This is a genomic window from Nocardia asiatica NBRC 100129 (genome assembly GCF_000308415.1).
GTDB classification, from domain to species: Bacteria; Actinomycetota; Actinomycetes; order Mycobacteriales; family Mycobacteriaceae; genus Nocardia; species Nocardia asiatica.
In genome coordinates this window covers 1-15,217 of sequence record NZ_BAFS01000193.1, presented here as the reverse complement: position 1 = coordinate 15,217, position 15,217 = coordinate 1, and the positions used below count along the sequence as shown (strand labels likewise).

The 15,217-nt window shown below is 68.6% G+C and carries 19 protein-coding genes; 12 read left to right on the top strand and 7 right to left on the bottom strand.

What is annotated here, in order from left to right; genetic code table 11:
* Nucleotides 1-72: 72 nt before the first annotated feature.
* The 4 genes from ON27_RS18555 (at nucleotide 73) to ON27_RS18540 (ending at nucleotide 3,943) form a co-directional block, all read left to right on the top strand.
* Entirely contained in the window at nucleotides 73-804 is a 732-nt protein-coding gene (locus ON27_RS18555; protein WP_043728820.1) for an acetoacetate decarboxylase family protein, read from the top strand.
* Nucleotides 805-1,323: 519 nt separating this feature from the next.
* A complete protein-coding gene (locus ON27_RS18550) occupies nucleotides 1,324-1,689 on the top strand; it encodes a YidH family protein (RefSeq protein WP_043728817.1) in 366 nt (121 codons plus the stop codon).
* Entirely contained in the window at nucleotides 1,686-1,994 is a 309-nt protein-coding gene (locus tag ON27_RS18545; protein ID WP_043728813.1) for a DUF202 domain-containing protein, read from the top strand. Before ON27_RS18550 ends, ON27_RS18545 begins: the two co-directional genes overlap by 4 nt.
* Nucleotides 1,995-2,041: 47 nt before the next feature.
* Nucleotides 2,042-3,943: an alkyl/aryl-sulfatase gene (locus ON27_RS18540; protein ID WP_043728809.1), complete on the top strand. Its 1,902-nt coding sequence runs from the start codon at nucleotides 2,042-2,044 to the stop codon at nucleotides 3,941-3,943.
* A gap of 82 nt (nucleotides 3,944-4,025) precedes the next feature.
* On the opposite strand, the gene ON27_RS18535 is transcribed toward ON27_RS18540, so the two are convergent.
* From ON27_RS18535 to ON27_RS18525, 3 genes are all read right to left on the bottom strand, one after another.
* Nucleotides 4,026-4,541, bottom strand: a complete 516-nt coding sequence (locus ON27_RS18535) for a DUF1990 domain-containing protein (RefSeq protein WP_043728806.1) — start codon at nucleotides 4,539-4,541, stop codon at nucleotides 4,026-4,028.
* Between the two features lie 115 nt (nucleotides 4,542-4,656).
* Nucleotides 4,657-5,145: a M23 family metallopeptidase gene (locus ON27_RS18530; protein WP_043728943.1), complete on the bottom strand. Its 489-nt coding sequence runs from the start codon at nucleotides 5,143-5,145 to the stop codon at nucleotides 4,657-4,659.
* A gap of 68 nt (nucleotides 5,146-5,213) precedes the next feature.
* Nucleotides 5,214-5,495, bottom strand: a complete 282-nt coding sequence (locus tag ON27_RS18525; RefSeq protein ID WP_157227229.1) for a hypothetical protein — start codon at nucleotides 5,493-5,495, stop codon at nucleotides 5,214-5,216.
* A gap of 378 nt (nucleotides 5,496-5,873) precedes the next feature.
* On the opposite strand from ON27_RS18525, the gene rpsB reads away from it, so the two are divergent.
* From rpsB to ON27_RS18500, 5 genes are all read left to right on the top strand, one after another.
* The gene (gene rpsB / locus ON27_RS18520; protein ID WP_043728801.1) at nucleotides 5,874-6,686 is read left to right on the top strand and encodes a 30S ribosomal protein S2; all 813 of its coding nucleotides are present in this window, start codon (nucleotides 5,874-5,876) and stop codon (nucleotides 6,684-6,686) included.
* Nucleotides 6,687-6,860: 174 nt separating this feature from the next.
* Nucleotides 6,861-7,685, top strand: a complete 825-nt coding sequence (gene tsf / locus ON27_RS18515; protein ID WP_043728799.1) for a translation elongation factor Ts — start codon at nucleotides 6,861-6,863, stop codon at nucleotides 7,683-7,685.
* A gap of 193 nt (nucleotides 7,686-7,878) precedes the next feature.
* Nucleotides 7,879-8,607, top strand: a complete 729-nt coding sequence (gene pyrH, locus ON27_RS18510) for a UMP kinase (RefSeq protein WP_040780648.1) — start codon at nucleotides 7,879-7,881, stop codon at nucleotides 8,605-8,607.
* Between the two features lie 50 nt (nucleotides 8,608-8,657).
* Nucleotides 8,658-9,215 carry a ribosome recycling factor gene (gene frr, locus ON27_RS18505; RefSeq protein WP_043728940.1) on the top strand — a complete coding sequence of 186 codons (558 nt, stop codon included), beginning with the start codon at nucleotides 8,658-8,660 and terminating at the stop codon, nucleotides 9,213-9,215.
* Between the two features lie 194 nt (nucleotides 9,216-9,409).
* A complete protein-coding gene (locus ON27_RS18500; RefSeq protein WP_373282770.1) occupies nucleotides 9,410-10,336 on the top strand; it encodes a phosphatidate cytidylyltransferase in 927 nt (308 codons plus the stop codon).
* A 9-nt stretch (nucleotides 10,337-10,345) separates the two neighbouring features.
* Here the strand turns inward: ON27_RS18500 and ON27_RS18495 are convergent, their stop codons facing one another.
* Nucleotides 10,346-10,720, bottom strand: a complete 375-nt coding sequence (locus tag ON27_RS18495; protein WP_043728795.1) for a LapA family protein — start codon at nucleotides 10,718-10,720, stop codon at nucleotides 10,346-10,348.
* A 125-nt stretch (nucleotides 10,721-10,845) separates the two neighbouring features.
* Between ON27_RS18495 and rlmN the strand changes: the two genes are divergently transcribed.
* Nucleotides 10,846-11,955 carry a dual-specificity RNA methyltransferase RlmN gene (gene rlmN / locus ON27_RS18490; protein ID WP_043728792.1) on the top strand — a complete coding sequence of 370 codons (1,110 nt, stop codon included), beginning with the start codon at nucleotides 10,846-10,848 and terminating at the stop codon, nucleotides 11,953-11,955.
* A gap of 5 nt (nucleotides 11,956-11,960) precedes the next feature.
* On the opposite strand, the gene ON27_RS18485 is transcribed toward rlmN, so the two are convergent.
* The gene (locus ON27_RS18485; protein ID WP_043728935.1) at nucleotides 11,961-12,374 is read right to left on the bottom strand and encodes a DUF5997 family protein; all 414 of its coding nucleotides are present in this window, start codon (nucleotides 12,372-12,374) and stop codon (nucleotides 11,961-11,963) included.
* A gap of 61 nt (nucleotides 12,375-12,435) precedes the next feature.
* Here ON27_RS18485 and ON27_RS18480 point away from each other — a divergent pair, with 61 nt between their 5' ends.
* Nucleotides 12,436-13,359: a LysR family transcriptional regulator gene (locus tag ON27_RS18480; RefSeq protein WP_043728790.1), complete on the top strand. Its 924-nt coding sequence runs from the start codon at nucleotides 12,436-12,438 to the stop codon at nucleotides 13,357-13,359.
* A gap of 48 nt (nucleotides 13,360-13,407) precedes the next feature.
* Here the strand turns inward: ON27_RS18480 and ON27_RS18475 are convergent, their stop codons facing one another.
* Together ON27_RS18475 and ON27_RS18470 are read right to left on the bottom strand one after the other, a co-directional pair.
* Entirely contained in the window at nucleotides 13,408-13,722 is a 315-nt protein-coding gene (locus tag ON27_RS18475; RefSeq protein WP_043728787.1) for a hypothetical protein, read from the bottom strand.
* A 139-nt stretch (nucleotides 13,723-13,861) separates the two neighbouring features.
* Entirely contained in the window at nucleotides 13,862-14,128 is a 267-nt protein-coding gene (locus ON27_RS18470) for a DUF2631 domain-containing protein (protein WP_043728783.1), read from the bottom strand.
* Between the two features lie 145 nt (nucleotides 14,129-14,273).
* Between ON27_RS18470 and dxr the strand changes: the two genes are divergently transcribed.
* Nucleotides 14,274-15,217: 1-deoxy-D-xylulose-5-phosphate reductoisomerase (gene dxr / locus ON27_RS18465; protein ID WP_043728780.1), on the top strand; the 944-nt coding region annotated here is incomplete at its 3' end.

The following is a 15,217-nucleotide window of genomic DNA, read 5'->3' as shown; positions in this document are numbered from 1 at the left end:
ACGCGTAACCCGGTGGGTGTCGCTCCCCGGGCAACGCGGCGCACGGGCGCCGATGCGTAGAAAGGCGTCGACGTGAGCACGCATACCGTTCTCGGCCGCGAGGTGCGAATGCCGGTCCGTATCCGGCTCGCGCGCGCGTTCATGGCCACCTACCTGGTGCCCGCCGCGGCGGCCCAACGTCTCATCGACTACTCCGGCCTGCGGATTCTTCGGTTGCCCGCCGGGCGGGCCATGTGCACGCTGGTCTTCGTCGACTACGTCGACGGTGATCTCGGCCCGTACAACGAGTTCGGCGTCTCGTTCATGGTGCGCCACCACACCGCGGGCGCGGCCTCCCGATTCGGCGATCTGCGTGCGCTGCGGACCGGGCAGGCCGGCGTATTGATCCACCGGCTGCCGGTCGACGGCGACTTCACCCTGGCCGCCGGGCGCGGTATCTGGGGATTCCCCAAGGAACTCGCCGATTTCGCCGTTGACCACAGCGGCCGCACGCGCAGCGGTGCGCTGCACCAGAACGGTCGGCTCATCGCCGACCTCACGCTGCGGCCAGGATTCGCGACCCCGAACGGCCGCGCCGCCGCGTCCTCGTTCGACGCCTACTCCCACATCGACGGCGTCACGCGCTGCACGCGCTGGCAGATGCAGTCCTCCGGCATGCGAGCGCGAATCGGCGGTGCCCAGTTGCGATTGGGCGATCACGAGATCGCCGCGGAACTTCGGTCGCTGGGTCTGCCGCGCCGGGCGCTGATGTCCTCGTCCGTCTCGCGGCTGGCCATGACATTCGAGGACGCCATCGCTATCTGACGGCGCTATCGCCCGCGCATAACCACCCGGTCACGGGCGGGTGGGAATGTGGGACGGTCCCGGAGCCTGCGGCTACGCTTATGTAGCGGATCGTTTGCCAGCCAGCAGCGACGGAGTGATGCGCGTGATCGTCCCCGACCGGACCCGTTCCGCCGCCGAGCACTGCGAACCGGCTCGATCACGCGATTCCGGATCGCGAACACGAGCCGTTCGATGGTCGATGCGTCTGTCGCGAACCTGGTTGCCGAACCATCTACGCATGGTCTGGCTTCCGCTCAGCTATCGGGGCAACGTGACCGTGCAGGTGCCCGCCCGCGCTGAGCGTCAGTCGCGTCCACGAACACGAAACGGGTTCTCGCGGTCGGTGACGGCCCGCCGCGAGTTTCCGCGATCCGCACTAGCGTGGTGTGTCGTGACAACCGTGCAGTCCGGCGTCAACCCCCGCGACGAAACGAGTGATCGTGTGAGCCTCCGTCCTCGGGCGGTCGCGCGGCGCCTACCGATCCGAGCCGAGGCGGCGTGACGCTGCCGAATCCCGAAGCCGAATCCGACGAGGGCGAACAGGAGCTCGACTACCGCTTCACGCTCGCGAACGAGCGCACCTTCCTCGCCTGGATGCGGACGGCGCTGGGGCTGCTGGCAGGCGGTGTCGCGGTGCACACCTTGGTGCAATCGTTCCGTATCGCGGGACTGCGGCGCGCGATCGCGCTCAGCTGCCTGCTGCTGGCGTCGGTCGTCGCGATCGGCGCGTACGCGCACTGGCGGCGTGTCGGCGTGGCCATGCGGCGCGGCGATCCGCTGCCGGACACGGTGCTGGTACCGGTCCTGTCGGCGGGCATCGCGATCGTCTCGGTGCTGGCGGCGGTGGCGGTGCTGCTGCGGTGAGCGCGCCCCATCTGGCCGCCGAACGCACCGCCCTGGCGTGGCGGCGCACCGCCGCGGCCGCGATGGTCGTCGGCACGCTGCTGCTACACCAGGCGCTCGAAAGCGGGTGGCGTGCGGCCGCGGCCGCGCCGATCGGCGCCGCGATCGCGATGGCGGCGCTTGCCGTGGCCTGCTACCTGCGCAACCGCGGTCTGCGCCGAGGCCGCTTCGCCCATGGTGGCCGCATCGTCGCCGCGACGTCCGCGGCGGTGGTCGTGGTGGCGGTGACCGCCGCGGTCGCCGGTTCCCTCGAACCGCTGCCCTGAACGGGCGGCGGCCCAGCAAGGTTGGTCGAGACGACAGGAGGACGACAATGAGCACAGCGAGCGAGCCGAGCGGCTTCATCGTCGCGGAAAACCAGCGTGCGGCCGCCGCACTGCCATTCGCCGACACGACCGACATGACCGACGCCGAGCGCGGGTTCATCGCCGCGCTGGCTCCGGGCGTGGTCACCTCCGAAGACGGAACCGTCGTGTGGGACAACGACTCCTACGCGTTCCTGCGGGAACCCTGCCCCGCCTCGGTCCATCCGAGCCTGTGGCGGCAGTCCGGCCTCGCGGTGCGCCAGGGATTGTTCGAGGTCAGCGCGGGCATCTATCAGATCCGCGGTCTCGACATCTCCAATATGACACTGGTCGAGGGCGACACCGGCGTCTTGGTGATCGATCCGCTGATCTCGGCCGAGACCGCGGCGGCCGGGCTCGCGCTCTACCGCGCCCACCGTGGCGACCGTCCGGTGACCGGGCTGATCTACACGCATTCACACGCCGACCACTTCGGCGGGGCGTACGGGGTGACCACCATCGAGGCGGTCGAGGAGGGGCGCTGTCCGGTGCTCGCGCCGGCCGGTTTCGTCGAACATGCGGTGGCCGAGAACATCTACGCGGGCACGGCGATGGCCCGCCGCGCCGGGTATATGTACGGCGCGGTGCTGCCACGCGGTCCACTCGGGGCGGTGGGCTCCGGGCTCGGCCAGACCACCTCGGTCGGCACGGTCACCCTGATTCCCCCGACCGTCGACATCACCGCGACCGGCCAGGAGGAGACGATCGACGGGATACGGATGATCTTCCAGCTCACGCCCGGCACCGAAGCGCCCGCGGAGATGAACTTCTACTTCCCGGATCGCCGCGCGCTGTGCATGGCGGAGAACGCGACCCACACCCTGCACAATGTGCTCACTCTGCGGGGTGCCTTGGTGCGCGACGCTCACATCTGGGCGAAATATCTCACCGAGGCGATCAACCTGTTCGCTCACGAATCCGACGTCGTCTTCGCCTCGCATCACTGGCCGACCTGGGGCACCGCGCGCTTGGTGGAATACCTTGCGCTGCAACGCGACCTGTACGGATACCTGCACGACCAGACCGTGCGCCTGCTGAACCAGGGCTATGTGGGCGCGGAGATCGCCGAACTGGTGACGCTCCCGCCCGCGCTCGAGCACGCCTGGCACGCGCGGGGGTACTACGGTTCGGTCAGCCACAACGTGAAAGCCATCTACCAGCGCTATATGGGCTGGTTCGACGGCAATCCGGCGCATCTGTGGGAGCACCCGCCGGTCGAGGCCGCGCGACGGCACGTGGATTTCATGGGCGGTGCGGACGAAGTGCTGCGCAAAGCGCAGGTCTCCTTCGACGCCGGGGACTACCGCTGGGTGGCGCAGGTACTCAACTATGTGATCTTCGCGGATCCGGACAACGATGCCGCGAAAGCATTGCAGGCCAGCACATTCGAGCAGCTCGGCTATGGATCGGAGAACGCGACCTGGCGCAACTTCTATCTCAGCGGGGCCTACGAATTGCGCTACGGCTCGTTCGGCACGCCGACCAAGTCCGAATCGTCCACCATGGTCGCGGCGCTGAGCATCGATCAGATCTTCGACGCCTTGGCGTTGCGCGTCGACGGCCCCAAAGCATGGGACCACCGGCTCGTGACGGACTGGGTCCTCACCGACCTGGACCGCACGCACCGGCTCGAACTGCGCAACGGCCGCCTCACGCACTTCGACGTCGGCCCCGGAATGCGCCTGCCGCAACCCGACGCCTCGTTCACGTTGGCCAAGACCACGCTGATCCGGGTGTTGCTGGCCGGCGACGATTTCGGCGTCGCGGCGGCCGCGGGCGACATCGTCATCGAGGGCGACGTCACCAAGCTCGCCGAACTGGTCGACATCTTCGACGTTCCCGACCCCGATTTCCCGATCGTCACACCGTAGGCATCGCATGCACGCCGAAGTGCACGTACTGAGCGACTTGCCGTAGGCCGTGCGACAGGGCTGTCGTGCGCGCCGTCGATGTTCAGGCGGATGTCGGCAATGCCGCGATGTATCTGCCCGCGACGAAGCGCTGGATGACCCGCACTGCTGGTCCGCCGAGCCGGGTGTACCAGGTCGCGGGGCGGGAGAACGCGACGATCAGTCCGTACACCGTCTCGTCGGCGGGGTCGTACTCGACGGCGAACAGCTCTTCCCCGGACGCCGGATGTCCGGGCAGGGTGCCGTACGCGAAGCCCCGCCGGTCGGGTTCGTCGAGGACGTACACCACCCGGCACGGTGCGGTGATCCCGATCGGGCCGAACCCGAGCCGCACCGTGATGGCGGTGCCGGGCTCGGCTACCGGGGTGTCGGCGGAGCGGAAGATTCCGGTGCCTTTCTGAATCCGGTAGGCCGCGATCTCCGCGCCCGCGTGTTCGAACAGCGCGCGGCCCCGGCCGATCCGCCGCCGCAGCCGGAATCCGTGATATCCCTCCGGCAGTACTCCCCGGGTCGCGCCGACCTCGGAATACGTGAACGACCGCCCTGACCCATCCGCCATGCACCCGATGATCGCCCCACCGCGTACGCTCGCGCCACCGCCAGCTGCCGACACGCCGGTCCCGATCGTCGAGGCGTCTGCGAAGACCCGGACGGCCGCACTTCCGCTGCCGGATTCATTGGTGTACCGGTTTGAGCCGCAGGGGAGTGAGCTGCAGGAGTCCGAGGGGATCGAGATACTCCCGGTCGCGGCGACCGTCCTCGGCGCGGGCTCCCCAGTGCAGGCATGCCGTGGCGCATCCCGGGTGCCCGGCCTCCAGTGTGCCGATCCGGGTGCCGCGCCCGACCCGTCTGCCCACGGGCACCTCCGCTCGAACGGGCTCGTACGTGGTGCGCACGCCGCCGGGGTGGTCGATGGACACGACCGGCTTGCCTGCCACGGTTCCGGCGAACACGACGATTCCTGCTCCGGCGGCGAGCACGGCCTGCCCCTGCGCGCCGGCCAGATCGACCCCGCGATGCCCCGGCAGCCAGTTCTGCGCGGGTTTGTCGAAGCGCTGCACGACCGAGGGGCGTGGTTGCAGCGGCCAGCCGAACCGCCCCTCGGGTGCGGCGGTCGCCACCGGCTCCATCGCGACGATCGCGGTGATGCCGAGGCCCAGCATCCAGAACAGCTGCCGAGGCATCCGCCCGGCGAACGAACTGGTCATTCGGGCTGCGGCGCAAAATCGGGCTATGACCCGCACAGGGGCATGGGCGGTGAGCACAGGTCGTCATCGGAGGCCGGATTGGTGTTCTCTCGATCGTCCTCACCGGCGTCGCGACCGGATTGCCGGAAGGGAACCGGCGCGCGCCGCAGGAGTTGGGAGAGGGACGGCAGGCATACCGACCCCGTGCACGCCCCGGGGTCGGACTTCACGGCAGGCGTCCCGGCCACGGCCGGCGGTGCGGCAACCACACCGAGCACGAAGAACAGCGGAACGAGGAAGGTCATCGTCGTAGAGATCGGTTTCATGCCTCCACCCTCCTGCGATTCCGGGGTCACCTGCGGCTCGGCTCGCGGAATGGGGATAAAGCCGTCGTCTGTGAAAAGTCGCCGTTCCGCCTGGTCGAGCCGCTCCGACCGGCTCGATTTAGGTCTGCGTGCCCGGAGGTCGTAAACTGATCGGGCGGTCCGTGCCTGCATGGACCGACTTCGCGCGCCACCCGTGCTTGTTCGTAGCGGCGCTGTTCGAATCGGGCTCGAATCATCCGGGTTCGCGGCAGCGTGTTCGGAGCAGGGAATCGCCGGCTGGTCCCCACCTCGTGGTCGGGTCCGGCGATTCGGCGGCGCCAGGGCAGTGGATCGCCGATTCGCTGCGTCAACCGGCAACGAAAGAGAGATACGGGAGCCATGGCTGTCGTAACCATGAAGCAGCTGCTCGACAGCGGCGCGCACTTCGGACACCAGACCCGGCGCTGGAACCCGAAGATGAAGCGGTTCATCTTCACCGACCGCAACGGCATCTACATCATCGACCTGCAGCAGACGCTGACCTACATCGACAAGGCCTACGAGTTCGTCAAGGAGACCGTCGCCCACGGTGGCACCGTCCTCTTCGTCGGCACCAAGAAGCAGGCCCAGGAGTCGATCGCGGCCGAGGCGACTCGCGTCGGGATGCCGTACGTCAACCAGCGCTGGCTGGGCGGCATGCTCACCAACTTCTCCACCGTGCACAAGCGCCTGCAGCGCCTCAAGGAGCTCGAGGCCATGGAGCAGACCGGTGGCTTCGAGGGTCGCACCAAGAAGGAAATCCTCATGCTGACGCGTGAGATGAACAAGCTGGAGCGCACCCTCGGCGGCATCCGCGACATGCAGAAGGTGCCCTCGGCCATCTGGGTCGTCGACACCAACAAGGAGCACATCGCCGTCGGCGAGGCGCGCAAGCTGAACATCCCGGTCATCGCGATCCTGGACACCAACTGCGACCCCGACCTGGTCGATTACCCGATCCCGGGCAACGACGACGCGATCCGCTCCGCCGCTCTGCTGACCAAGGTCGTCGCCTCCGCGGTGGCCGAGGGTGTGCAGGCCCGCGCCGGTGTGGCGGCGGGCGACGAGAAGCCCGAGGCGGGCGCGGGCGAGCCGCTGGCGGAGTGGGAGCAGGAGCTGCTCGCGCAGGCCGCCCCCGGCGCCGAGGCCGCCGAGAGCTCGGCCGAGGCCTGAGGCTCGTCCTGACCACCGCGGCGTGAGCGACGGGCGAGGAGGCGGTAGCCTGCGTAACTGCGTAGGGCCCGCGAACGCCGCAGATCGGGCACAGTTTCGGCGGCGATCACGAGTGAGTTCCATCGTGGTCGCCGCTGCCAACACTCACACTTCTCCAAAGGAGGCTCGCCGAGAATGGCGAACTACACCGCTGCCGATGTGAAGCGGCTCCGGGAGCTGACCGGCTCCGGCATGATGGACTGCAAGAACGCGCTGGCCGAGACCGACGGTGACTTCGACAAGGCCGTCGAACTGCTGCGCATCAAGGGCGCGAAGGACGTCGGCAAGCGTGCCGAGCGCACCACCGCCGAAGGCCTGGTCGCCGCCAAGGACGGCGTCATGGTCGAGATCAACTCCGAGACCGACTTCGTCGCGAAGAACGCTGAGTTCCAGCAGCTCGCCGAGCAGGTCGTCGCCGCGGCGGCGGCCGCGAAGCCCGGCGACCTGGAGTCGCTGAAGGCATTGGACCTGGGCGGCAAGACCGTCGACGAGGCCGTGCAGGCACTCGCCGCGAAGATCGGCGAGAAGCTCGAGCTGCGTCGCGTCATCTCGCTGGACGGCCCGGTCGCCACCTACCTGCACAAGCGTGCCTCGGACCTGCCGCCCGCCGTGGGCGTGCTGGTCGAGTACACCGGTGAGGGCGACGCCGCGGCCGAGGCCGCTCGCGCCGCCGCCATGCAGGTCGCCGCGCTCAAGGCCAAGTACGTGACCCGCGACGAGGTTCCGGCCGACATCGTGGAGAACGAGCGCCGCATCGCCGAGCAGACCGCTCGCGAGGAGGGCAAGCCCGAGGCCGCGCTGCCGAAGATCACCGAAGGCCGCGTCAACGGCTTCTTCAAGGACGTCGTACTGCTGGAGCAGCCGTCGGTCACCGACTCGAAGAAGACCGTCAAGGCACTGCTGGACGAGGCCGGTGTCACCGTCACCCGCTTCGCCCGCTTCGAGGTCGGCGCCAACTGAGGCGCCGCACCCCCAGCGTGCAGGCCCCCCGCCGACCGAACGAACGCCGGTTGACGGGGGGCCTTCTGCTGCCGCTCGAACCGAATAGGGCAGGATGGATGCCGCTCTGCCTTGCTCTATGTCACAGGCGCCTGCCGTGAGCTACGAATCGCCGGAAGAACCACAATCCCTCGCCGAAGGAGACTGGAGACCCATGACGGACCCGGGGACCGACCGCCCAGGATATCGCCGGGTACTGCTGAAACTCGGCGGCGAGATGTTCGGTGGAGGCAAGGTCGGTCTCGACCCGGATGTCGTGCAGACGGTCGCCGAGCAGATCGCCGAGGTGGTCGCCACCGGCGTCCAGGTGGCCGTGGTGATCGGCGGCGGCAACTTCTTCCGCGGCGCCGAGCTCGAGGAACGCGGGATGGAACGCGCCCGCAGCGACTACATGGGCATGCTCGGCACGGTGATGAACAGCCTTGCGCTGCAAGACTTCCTGCAGCAGCAAGGCGTGGACACCCGGGTGCAGACCGCGATCACCATGGGCCAGGTGGCCGAGCCCTATCTCCCGTTGCGCGCCAAACGGCACCTGGAGAAGGGCCGCGTGGTCATCTTCGGCGCGGGCATGGGCATGCCGTACTTCTCCACCGACACCACCGCCGCACAGCGCGCGCTGGAGATCGGCGCGGACGTGGTGTTGATGGCCAAGGCGGTCGACGGGGTGTTCACCGCCGACCCGCGCGTCGACGAGACCGCGACCATGTACTCCGAGATCACCCACAAAGAGGTCATCGAGCGCGACCTCAAGGTCGCCGACGCGACCGCCTTCAGCTTGTGCATGGACAATCAGATGCCGATTCTGGTGTTCAATTTGTTGACCAAGGGCAATATCGCCCGCGCGGTCGCCGGTGAGAAGATCGGCACACTGGTTCGGTCCTGATACCCGTGGACCGCGGATCATGACATGACGACGCTGTGGAGGAAACGGTCGTGATTGAAGAAGCGCTCTTCGACGCCGAGGAGAAGATGGAGAAGGCCGTCTCGGTGGCGAAGGACGATCTCGGAACCATTCGTACCGGTCGGGCGACTCCGGGGATGTTCGCCCGGGTCGTCATCGACTACTACGGGTCGCCGACCCCGATCACCCAGGTGTCCAGCATCACGGTGCCGGAACCGCGCATGGTCGTGATCAAGCCCTATGAGGCGGCTCAGCTCGGGGCGATCGAAACCGCGATCCGCAACTCGGACCTCGGCGTCAACCCGACCAACAACGGTGACATCATCCGGGTCTCGGTGCCGCAGTTGACCGAGGAGCGTCGCCGTGACCTCGCCAGGCAGGCGAAAGGCAAGGGCGAGGACGCCAAGATCGCCATCCGCAATGTCCGCCGCAAGACGATGGACGAACTGTCGCGCATCCAGAAGGATGGCGAGGCGGGGGAGGACGAGGTCGGGCGCGCCGAGAAGGAGCTCGACAAGACCACCGCCAAGTATGTCGGCCAGGTCGATGAACTGGTGAAGCACAAGGAAGCCGAACTGCTCGAGGTCTGACGCGGATCGGTCGGCAGGCGGGACGGGCCCGGAGGAGGCCGGGTCATCGCGAGTGCCGCCGACAATCAAGCGGAGGGCCCGCCCGGGCGGGGGACGAACGGAACGACGAGTTGAGCGACGGGACAATCGTGGCCGAGAATGCCGCCGCGACCGGTGCGGCAGAGGAGCCGCCGGTGAACGGGACAGCCGATGCGATGCAGCAGCGCGCGCGCGATGCTGGTGCGTCCGGTTACGAACCGTTGAGCGGCCCCGCGGTGGCCGGGTCCGACGCGCCGCCCGCCCACACCGCTCCCGCGTCGGGTGGTTCGCGCGCGGGCCGCAATCTGCCTGCCGCGCTGACCGTCGGATTCGGACTCGGCCTCTCGCTGATCGCGATCCTGCTGTTCGTGCCGAAAGTCTTCATCGGCGTCGCGGCGGCCGGTGTCGGCGTGGCGACGTGGGAGGTCGCCAAACGGCTGCGTGAAGCCGACGTGCTCGTCCCGCGCGTTCCGCTGATCGCGGGCGGCCAGGCGGTCTTCTGGCTCGGCTGGCCCTACGGCGCCAGCGGTGTCGCGGGTGCGTTCGCCGCCACCACGCTGATCTGCATGGTCTGGCGGTTGTTCGATCACGGTCTGCGGACCGCGCCGCGAAACTTCCTGCGCGACACCGCCATCACCGTGTTCACGCTGGCCTGGATTCCGCTGCTCGCTTCGTTCGCCACATTGCTGCTGCTCGAGTCGGACGGCAACCTGCGGGTGCTCACTTTCATGATCCTGGTGGTGTGCTCCGATGTCGGCGGTTACGTGGCCGGCGTGCTGTTCGGCAAGCATCCGATGGTGCCCTCGATCAGCCCGAAGAAGTCGTGGGAGGGTTTCTGCGGCTCGCTGGTGTTCAGCGTGATCGGCGGTCTGCTCACGGTGACGCTGCTGCTGGAGGCCAACTCGATGATCGGCGTCGTGCTCGGCGTCGGCCTGGTGCTGGTGGCCACCTGCGGGGATCTGATCGAATCGCAGATCAAGCGCGAACTCGGGATCAAGGACATGGGCACGCTGCTGCCGGGTCACGGCGGCATCATGGACCGCCTCGACTCCATGCTTCCCTCGGCGTTCGTCTCCTGGCTGGTGCTCTCGACGCTGATCTGATGGCGTGCGTCAGCTCTTCTTGGCGGCGCGGCGCAATTGCAGGATGCGGACGCCGCCCACCGACGCCATGACGAGTGCGCCGCCGATCATCGACAGCAGCACGGTGACGCCGAGCGGCAACGCGAACTCCCAGAAGAAGAAGTGCACTTGGACCTGCTCGAGGTTCTGCACGATGAAGATCAACAGCAGGACCAGGATCAAGACGCCGGCGACGAGCCCGGTCCAGGCATAACCGGTGCGCGTCGACAGCGACTTGTTCGGCACCGGCGTCTTCGGTGCAGGCTCCTTCGGCACCGGCGCGGTGGGGGCGCCGGGCTGCGGCGCCCGCCCGCCGTGCGACAGATCCGGATCCGGTTCCCGAGGGTGTTCGGCATGCGTGGACATGGTTCGATCATGGCCGACCGCTATCACCGCCGCAGGCATTTGCCCATGACGAACCGGGCATGTCGGACCGTCCGCAGGTAGTCGAATGCGCGGCCGGTTCCCGCGGATGGGAGAATGGAGCAACTATGACCGTCTCCCTCCCCTTGGTTTTCGATGCTCCGCGCCGTGGCATGCCCCCGCGCCATCTCGCCGACCTCGACGCCGAGGGCAGGCGCGCGGCCGTCGAGGAACTGGGTCTGCCGAAGTTCCGGGCCGATCAGATCGCCCGCCAGTACTACGCGCGTCTGCAGGCCGATCCCGCGCAGATGACGGATCTGCCCGCCACGGTGCGGGACAAGATCGGCGCGGCGCTGTTCCCGCCGCTGCTGAGCGTCGTCAAACACGTGGCGTGCGACGAGGGGGAGACCCGCAAGACCCTGTGGCGAGCGGGCGACGGCACGCTGCTGGAAAGCGTGCTGATGCGCTACCCCGACCGCGCGACGCTGTGCATCTCCAGCCAGGCGGGTTGCGGTATGGCATGTCCGTTCTGCGCCACCGGGCAGGGCGGGCTGAACCGCAACCTGTCCACCGCCGAGATCGTCGACCAGGTGCGCGCCGCGGCCGCCGCGCTGCGGGACGGGGAAGTGGCGGGCGGGCCGGGCAGGCTGTCCAACATCGTCTTCATGGGCATGGGCGAGCCCCTGGCCAACTACAAGCGAGTGGTCGCCGCGGTCCGCCGGATCACCTCGCCCGCGCCGGACGGTCTCGGCATCTCGCAGCGCAATGTCGTCGTCTCGACCGTCGGCCTGGCTCCGGCCATCCGCAAGCTGGCCGACGAGGGATTGTCGGTCACGCTCGCGGTCTCGCTGCACACGCCCGACGACGAACTGCGCGACACCCTGGTGCCGGTAAACAATCGCTGGCCGGTCGCCGATGTGCTCGACGCGGCGCGCTACTACGCCGACCGGACCGGTCGCCGTGTCTCGGTCGAATACGCGCTCATCCGCGACATCAACGACCACCCGTGGCGCGCGGACATGCTGGGCGAGAAGCTGCACAAGGCGCTCGGCTCCCGCGTGCACGTCAACGTCATCCCGCTCAACCCCACCCCGGGCTCCAAGTGGGACGCCAGTCCCAAGCCGGTCGAGCAGGAGTTCGTCCGCCGCGTCAACGCCAAGGGCGTGCCCTGCACGGTGCGCGATACCCGCGGTCAGGAGATCGCAGCCGCCTGCGGGCAGTTGGCCGCGGAGAACTGAGAACGCTACCCGCGGTTCTTCGCCGGGCGGTTGGTAGCGGCGCGGCGTTCGGCTTCCTGAGCCTTGATCCGGGCGTTCTCCGCGCGCACCGCCGCGAGGTTCTCGCGTTCGCGGACGAGCCATTCCGGCGGGTCGGCCAGCAGCGTGCCGATCTCGTCGGCGGTCAGGGCGTCGGAGACCTCGGCGCGGGCCAAGCCGGTGTTGGAGACGCCGAGCTTGCGTGCCACCACATCGCGGGGAAACGGGCCGGTGCGGCGCAGCTCGGTGAGCCATTCGGGGGGATTCTCGCGCAGCGCGTCGAGTTGGGCGCGGGATATCGGCGCGTTGCGGAACTCCTCGGGCGCTGCCGGAAGGTAGATGCCGAGCTTGTTCGCCGCGGTCAGTGGCTTCATCATCTGCGGGTTCTTGTCCGGGCTCACCCGCACAGCTTACTGGGCGGCGCGGGATGCCCCGACCGCGCGGTGGCATACGCTTCCACGAATGAGCCGGTTGGAGTCGATCGATGTGGTGCGCCTGCGCTGGTTCGTCGCGGTCGCGCAAGAACTGCACTTCGCGCGCGCAGCGAAGTCGCTGCACATCTCACGGCAGAAGCTGAGCCACACGGTCATCGACTTGGAGAACGAATTGGGCACGAAGCTTTTCGTGCCCGGGGCACAACCGACCCAGCTCACCGAGGACGGGCGTGCGGTGCTCGAGCAGGCACGCGAGATGCTCACCAGGGCGGACTCGGCGGCCGAGAAGCAGCCGGAAGTTCCCGCGGGCCTGCGCGTGGGGTTCGTGCCGGGCGTCACCGTGTCGAAGTGGACCCGGATCTGGGGTGAGCGGTTCCCGCAGACCCCGCTCGAGGTGATCGCGCTGGCGCAGGCGGACCAAGAAGCGGCATTGCGCGAGGAACGGGTCGACATGTGCTTCGTCCGGCTGCCGATCGACCGCGAAGGCATGAGCGCTATTCCGCTCTACCGGGAGGTCCCGGTCGTGGTGGTGCAGAAGGAACACCCGCTGGCGGTATACGACGAGGTGCGCATGGCCGACCTGGCCGACGAGCGCCTACAGGATGCCTCGGACCTCGACACGGTCGCCGACGCCCTGGAACTCGTGGCGGCGGCCGGAGGCGCGGCGATCGTGCCGCACTCGCTGGCCCGCCTGCACCACCGTCGCGACCTGGTGTACCGGCCGATGCTCGACGTCCCCGACACGGAGGTGGCGCTGGCCTGGCCGGTAGGTCACACGACCGACCTGGTCGAGGATTTCATCGGCGTCGTGCGGGGACGTTCCGAGCGCAGTTCACGCGCTCCGGCTCGCGCCGAGGATCACGAGCCGCGGAAAAAGAGGACCGCGGTCGAGCGGGCGAGCGGTCGTCCGGCTCCGGCGAAGAAGAAGCCCGCCCGGCGGCGCGGGCGCTAGCCGGTCCGGCGGCGGCGCGAATCGCGGCCGATCCGCGCCGCCCGTTCGTCAGCCCTTGCAGACCCGGTTCAGTTCGTCGGTCGCCGGGTCCATGCTCGCGACCTTGTCGTCGGTGAGAGCGCGGGCGTAGGCGGAGATGGCGTCCTTCTCCGGACCCTCGGCCTCGATGGCCGAGAGTTCGGCGGCCAAGGACTGCTGCACGGTCGGGTCCAGGTTCCCGCCCGACTTGTCGATCGCGGCGTTGATCGCGTCGATGGCCGCGCCGCACGCCGGTGACTGGGCGTGCGCGGGGGATGCGGGCAGCAACAGCAGCGAACCGAACGCGCTCGCGGCGATCAGGGCGGCTGAACAGGTCTTGATCATTGCGTCCTAAAGGTTGTGCGAACAGAAACCGAGGTCCGCGACCTGGCTGGGACGCGGACCCGGACGCACACGGTACCGGGCTGCTGCCGCCCGGTACAGGACGAATGAGATTGTGCGAGTGGACTTTCCGGAAAGGAGACTAGCGCGGCTTGCGCTGCAGCACCGAGTCGCGGATCAGGATGCCCGCGATGAGGGCGGCGAAGCCGACCAGGAAGATGTCCTCGACCTTGCCGCTGTGGTTGCCGATCAGCATGGCCAGCAGGATCAGCGCGACGATCCAGCCCGCGATCCGGAAGGTGCGCCGCGACTCGCCGCTCCAACCCCAGGCGGCGGAGGGAACTTCGGCGGGATCCACGCGAGTGACGACGCGCTCGGTGTCGGCGTGTTCGAGTTCCGTGGCGGCCACGATCGCTCCTTAGCTGTTACTTGTACCGCGATTCCGGTACGCACTCGGTGAGCTGCTGCCGCATATCGTGACATACGACGGTGTGTCGTTGTAAGTCGGCCCGCGCCCGTCGGACGCGTCCGGCCGGGTAGGAGACAATGATGTCGTGTCCGACATCGTGAGAGTCCTGCTGCTGGGCAGCACCGGATCCATTGGCACCCAGGCGCTCGAGGTGATCGCCGCCAATCCCGACCGCTTCGAGGTGGTCGGACTCGCCGCGCGCGGCGGCAACACCGAGCTGCTCGCCGCCCAGATGACCGCCACGGGCACGCGCAATGTCGCCGTCGCCGATCCGGCCGCGGCTCAGCGGTTGGACCTGCCGCTGGGCGGCCCGGGAGCGGTGACCGAGCTGGTGCGCCGCACCGAGGCGGACGTCGTGCTCAACGCTCTGGTCGGCTCGCTGGGGCTGGAGCCGACGCTGGCCACCCTCCAGTCGGGCACCCGGCTCGCCCTGGCCAACAAGGAATCGTTGGTCGCGGGCGGTTCCCTGGTCACCCGCGCCGCCGCTGCGGGGCAGATCGTCCCGGTCGACTCGGAGCATTCCGCGCTGGCGCAGTGCCTGCGCGGCGGTCGCGCCGACGAGGTCGACCGGCTGGTGCTGACCGCCTCGGGCGGCCCGTTCCGCGGCTGGACCGCCGAGATGCTGGATTCGGTGGAGCCCGCCGAGGCCAAAGCGCATCCCACCTGGTCGATGGGCCTGATGAACACCTTGAACTCGGCCTCGCTGGTGAACAAGGGCCTCGAACTGATCGAGACGCACCTGCTGTTCGGGATTCCCTACGACCGCATCGACGTCACCGTGCACCCGCAGTCGATCGTGCATTCCATGGTCACCTTCACCGACGGTTCCACCCTCGCCCAGGCCAGCCCGCCGGACATGAGACTGCCCATCGCGCTGGCCCTCGGCTGGCCGGACCGGGTGCCCGGCGCCGCCGCCGCCTGCGATTTCGGCACCGCGTCCACTTGGACGTTCGAGCCGGTCGACAACGACGTCTTCCCGGCCGTCGAGCTGGCCCGCGCCGCCGGTCAGGCCGGTGGCAGCGTCACCGC

Bases quoted from the DNA above. Each gene is read 5' to 3' on its own strand.
- ON27_RS18540 (WP_043728809.1), top strand. From the start codon at position 2,042: ATGAGCACAGCGAGCGAGCCGAGCGGCTTCATCGTCGCGGAAAACCAG.
- ON27_RS18535 (WP_043728806.1), bottom strand. From the start codon at position 4,541: ATGGCGGATGGGTCAGGGCGGTCGTTCACGTATTCCGAGGTCGGCGCG.
- ON27_RS18530 (WP_043728943.1), bottom strand. From the start codon at position 5,145: ATGCTGGGCCTCGGCATCACCGCGATCGTCGCGATGGAGCCGGTGGCG.
- ON27_RS18525 (WP_157227229.1), bottom strand. From the start codon at position 5,495: ATGAAACCGATCTCTACGACGATGACCTTCCTCGTTCCGCTGTTCTTC.
- rpsB (WP_043728801.1), top strand. From the start codon at position 5,874: ATGGCTGTCGTAACCATGAAGCAGCTGCTCGACAGCGGCGCGCACTTC.
- tsf (WP_043728799.1), top strand. From the start codon at position 6,861: ATGGCGAACTACACCGCTGCCGATGTGAAGCGGCTCCGGGAGCTGACC.
- pyrH (WP_040780648.1), top strand. From the start codon at position 7,879: ATGACGGACCCGGGGACCGACCGCCCAGGATATCGCCGGGTACTGCTG.
- ON27_RS18500 (WP_373282770.1), top strand. From the start codon at position 9,410: ATGCAGCAGCGCGCGCGCGATGCTGGTGCGTCCGGTTACGAACCGTTG.
- ON27_RS18495 (WP_043728795.1), bottom strand. From the start codon at position 10,720: ATGTCCACGCATGCCGAACACCCTCGGGAACCGGATCCGGATCTGTCG.
- rlmN (WP_043728792.1), top strand. From the start codon at position 10,846: ATGACCGTCTCCCTCCCCTTGGTTTTCGATGCTCCGCGCCGTGGCATG.
- ON27_RS18480 (WP_043728790.1), top strand. From the start codon at position 12,436: ATGAGCCGGTTGGAGTCGATCGATGTGGTGCGCCTGCGCTGGTTCGTC.
- ON27_RS18475 (WP_043728787.1), bottom strand. From the start codon at position 13,722: ATGATCAAGACCTGTTCAGCCGCCCTGATCGCCGCGAGCGCGTTCGGT.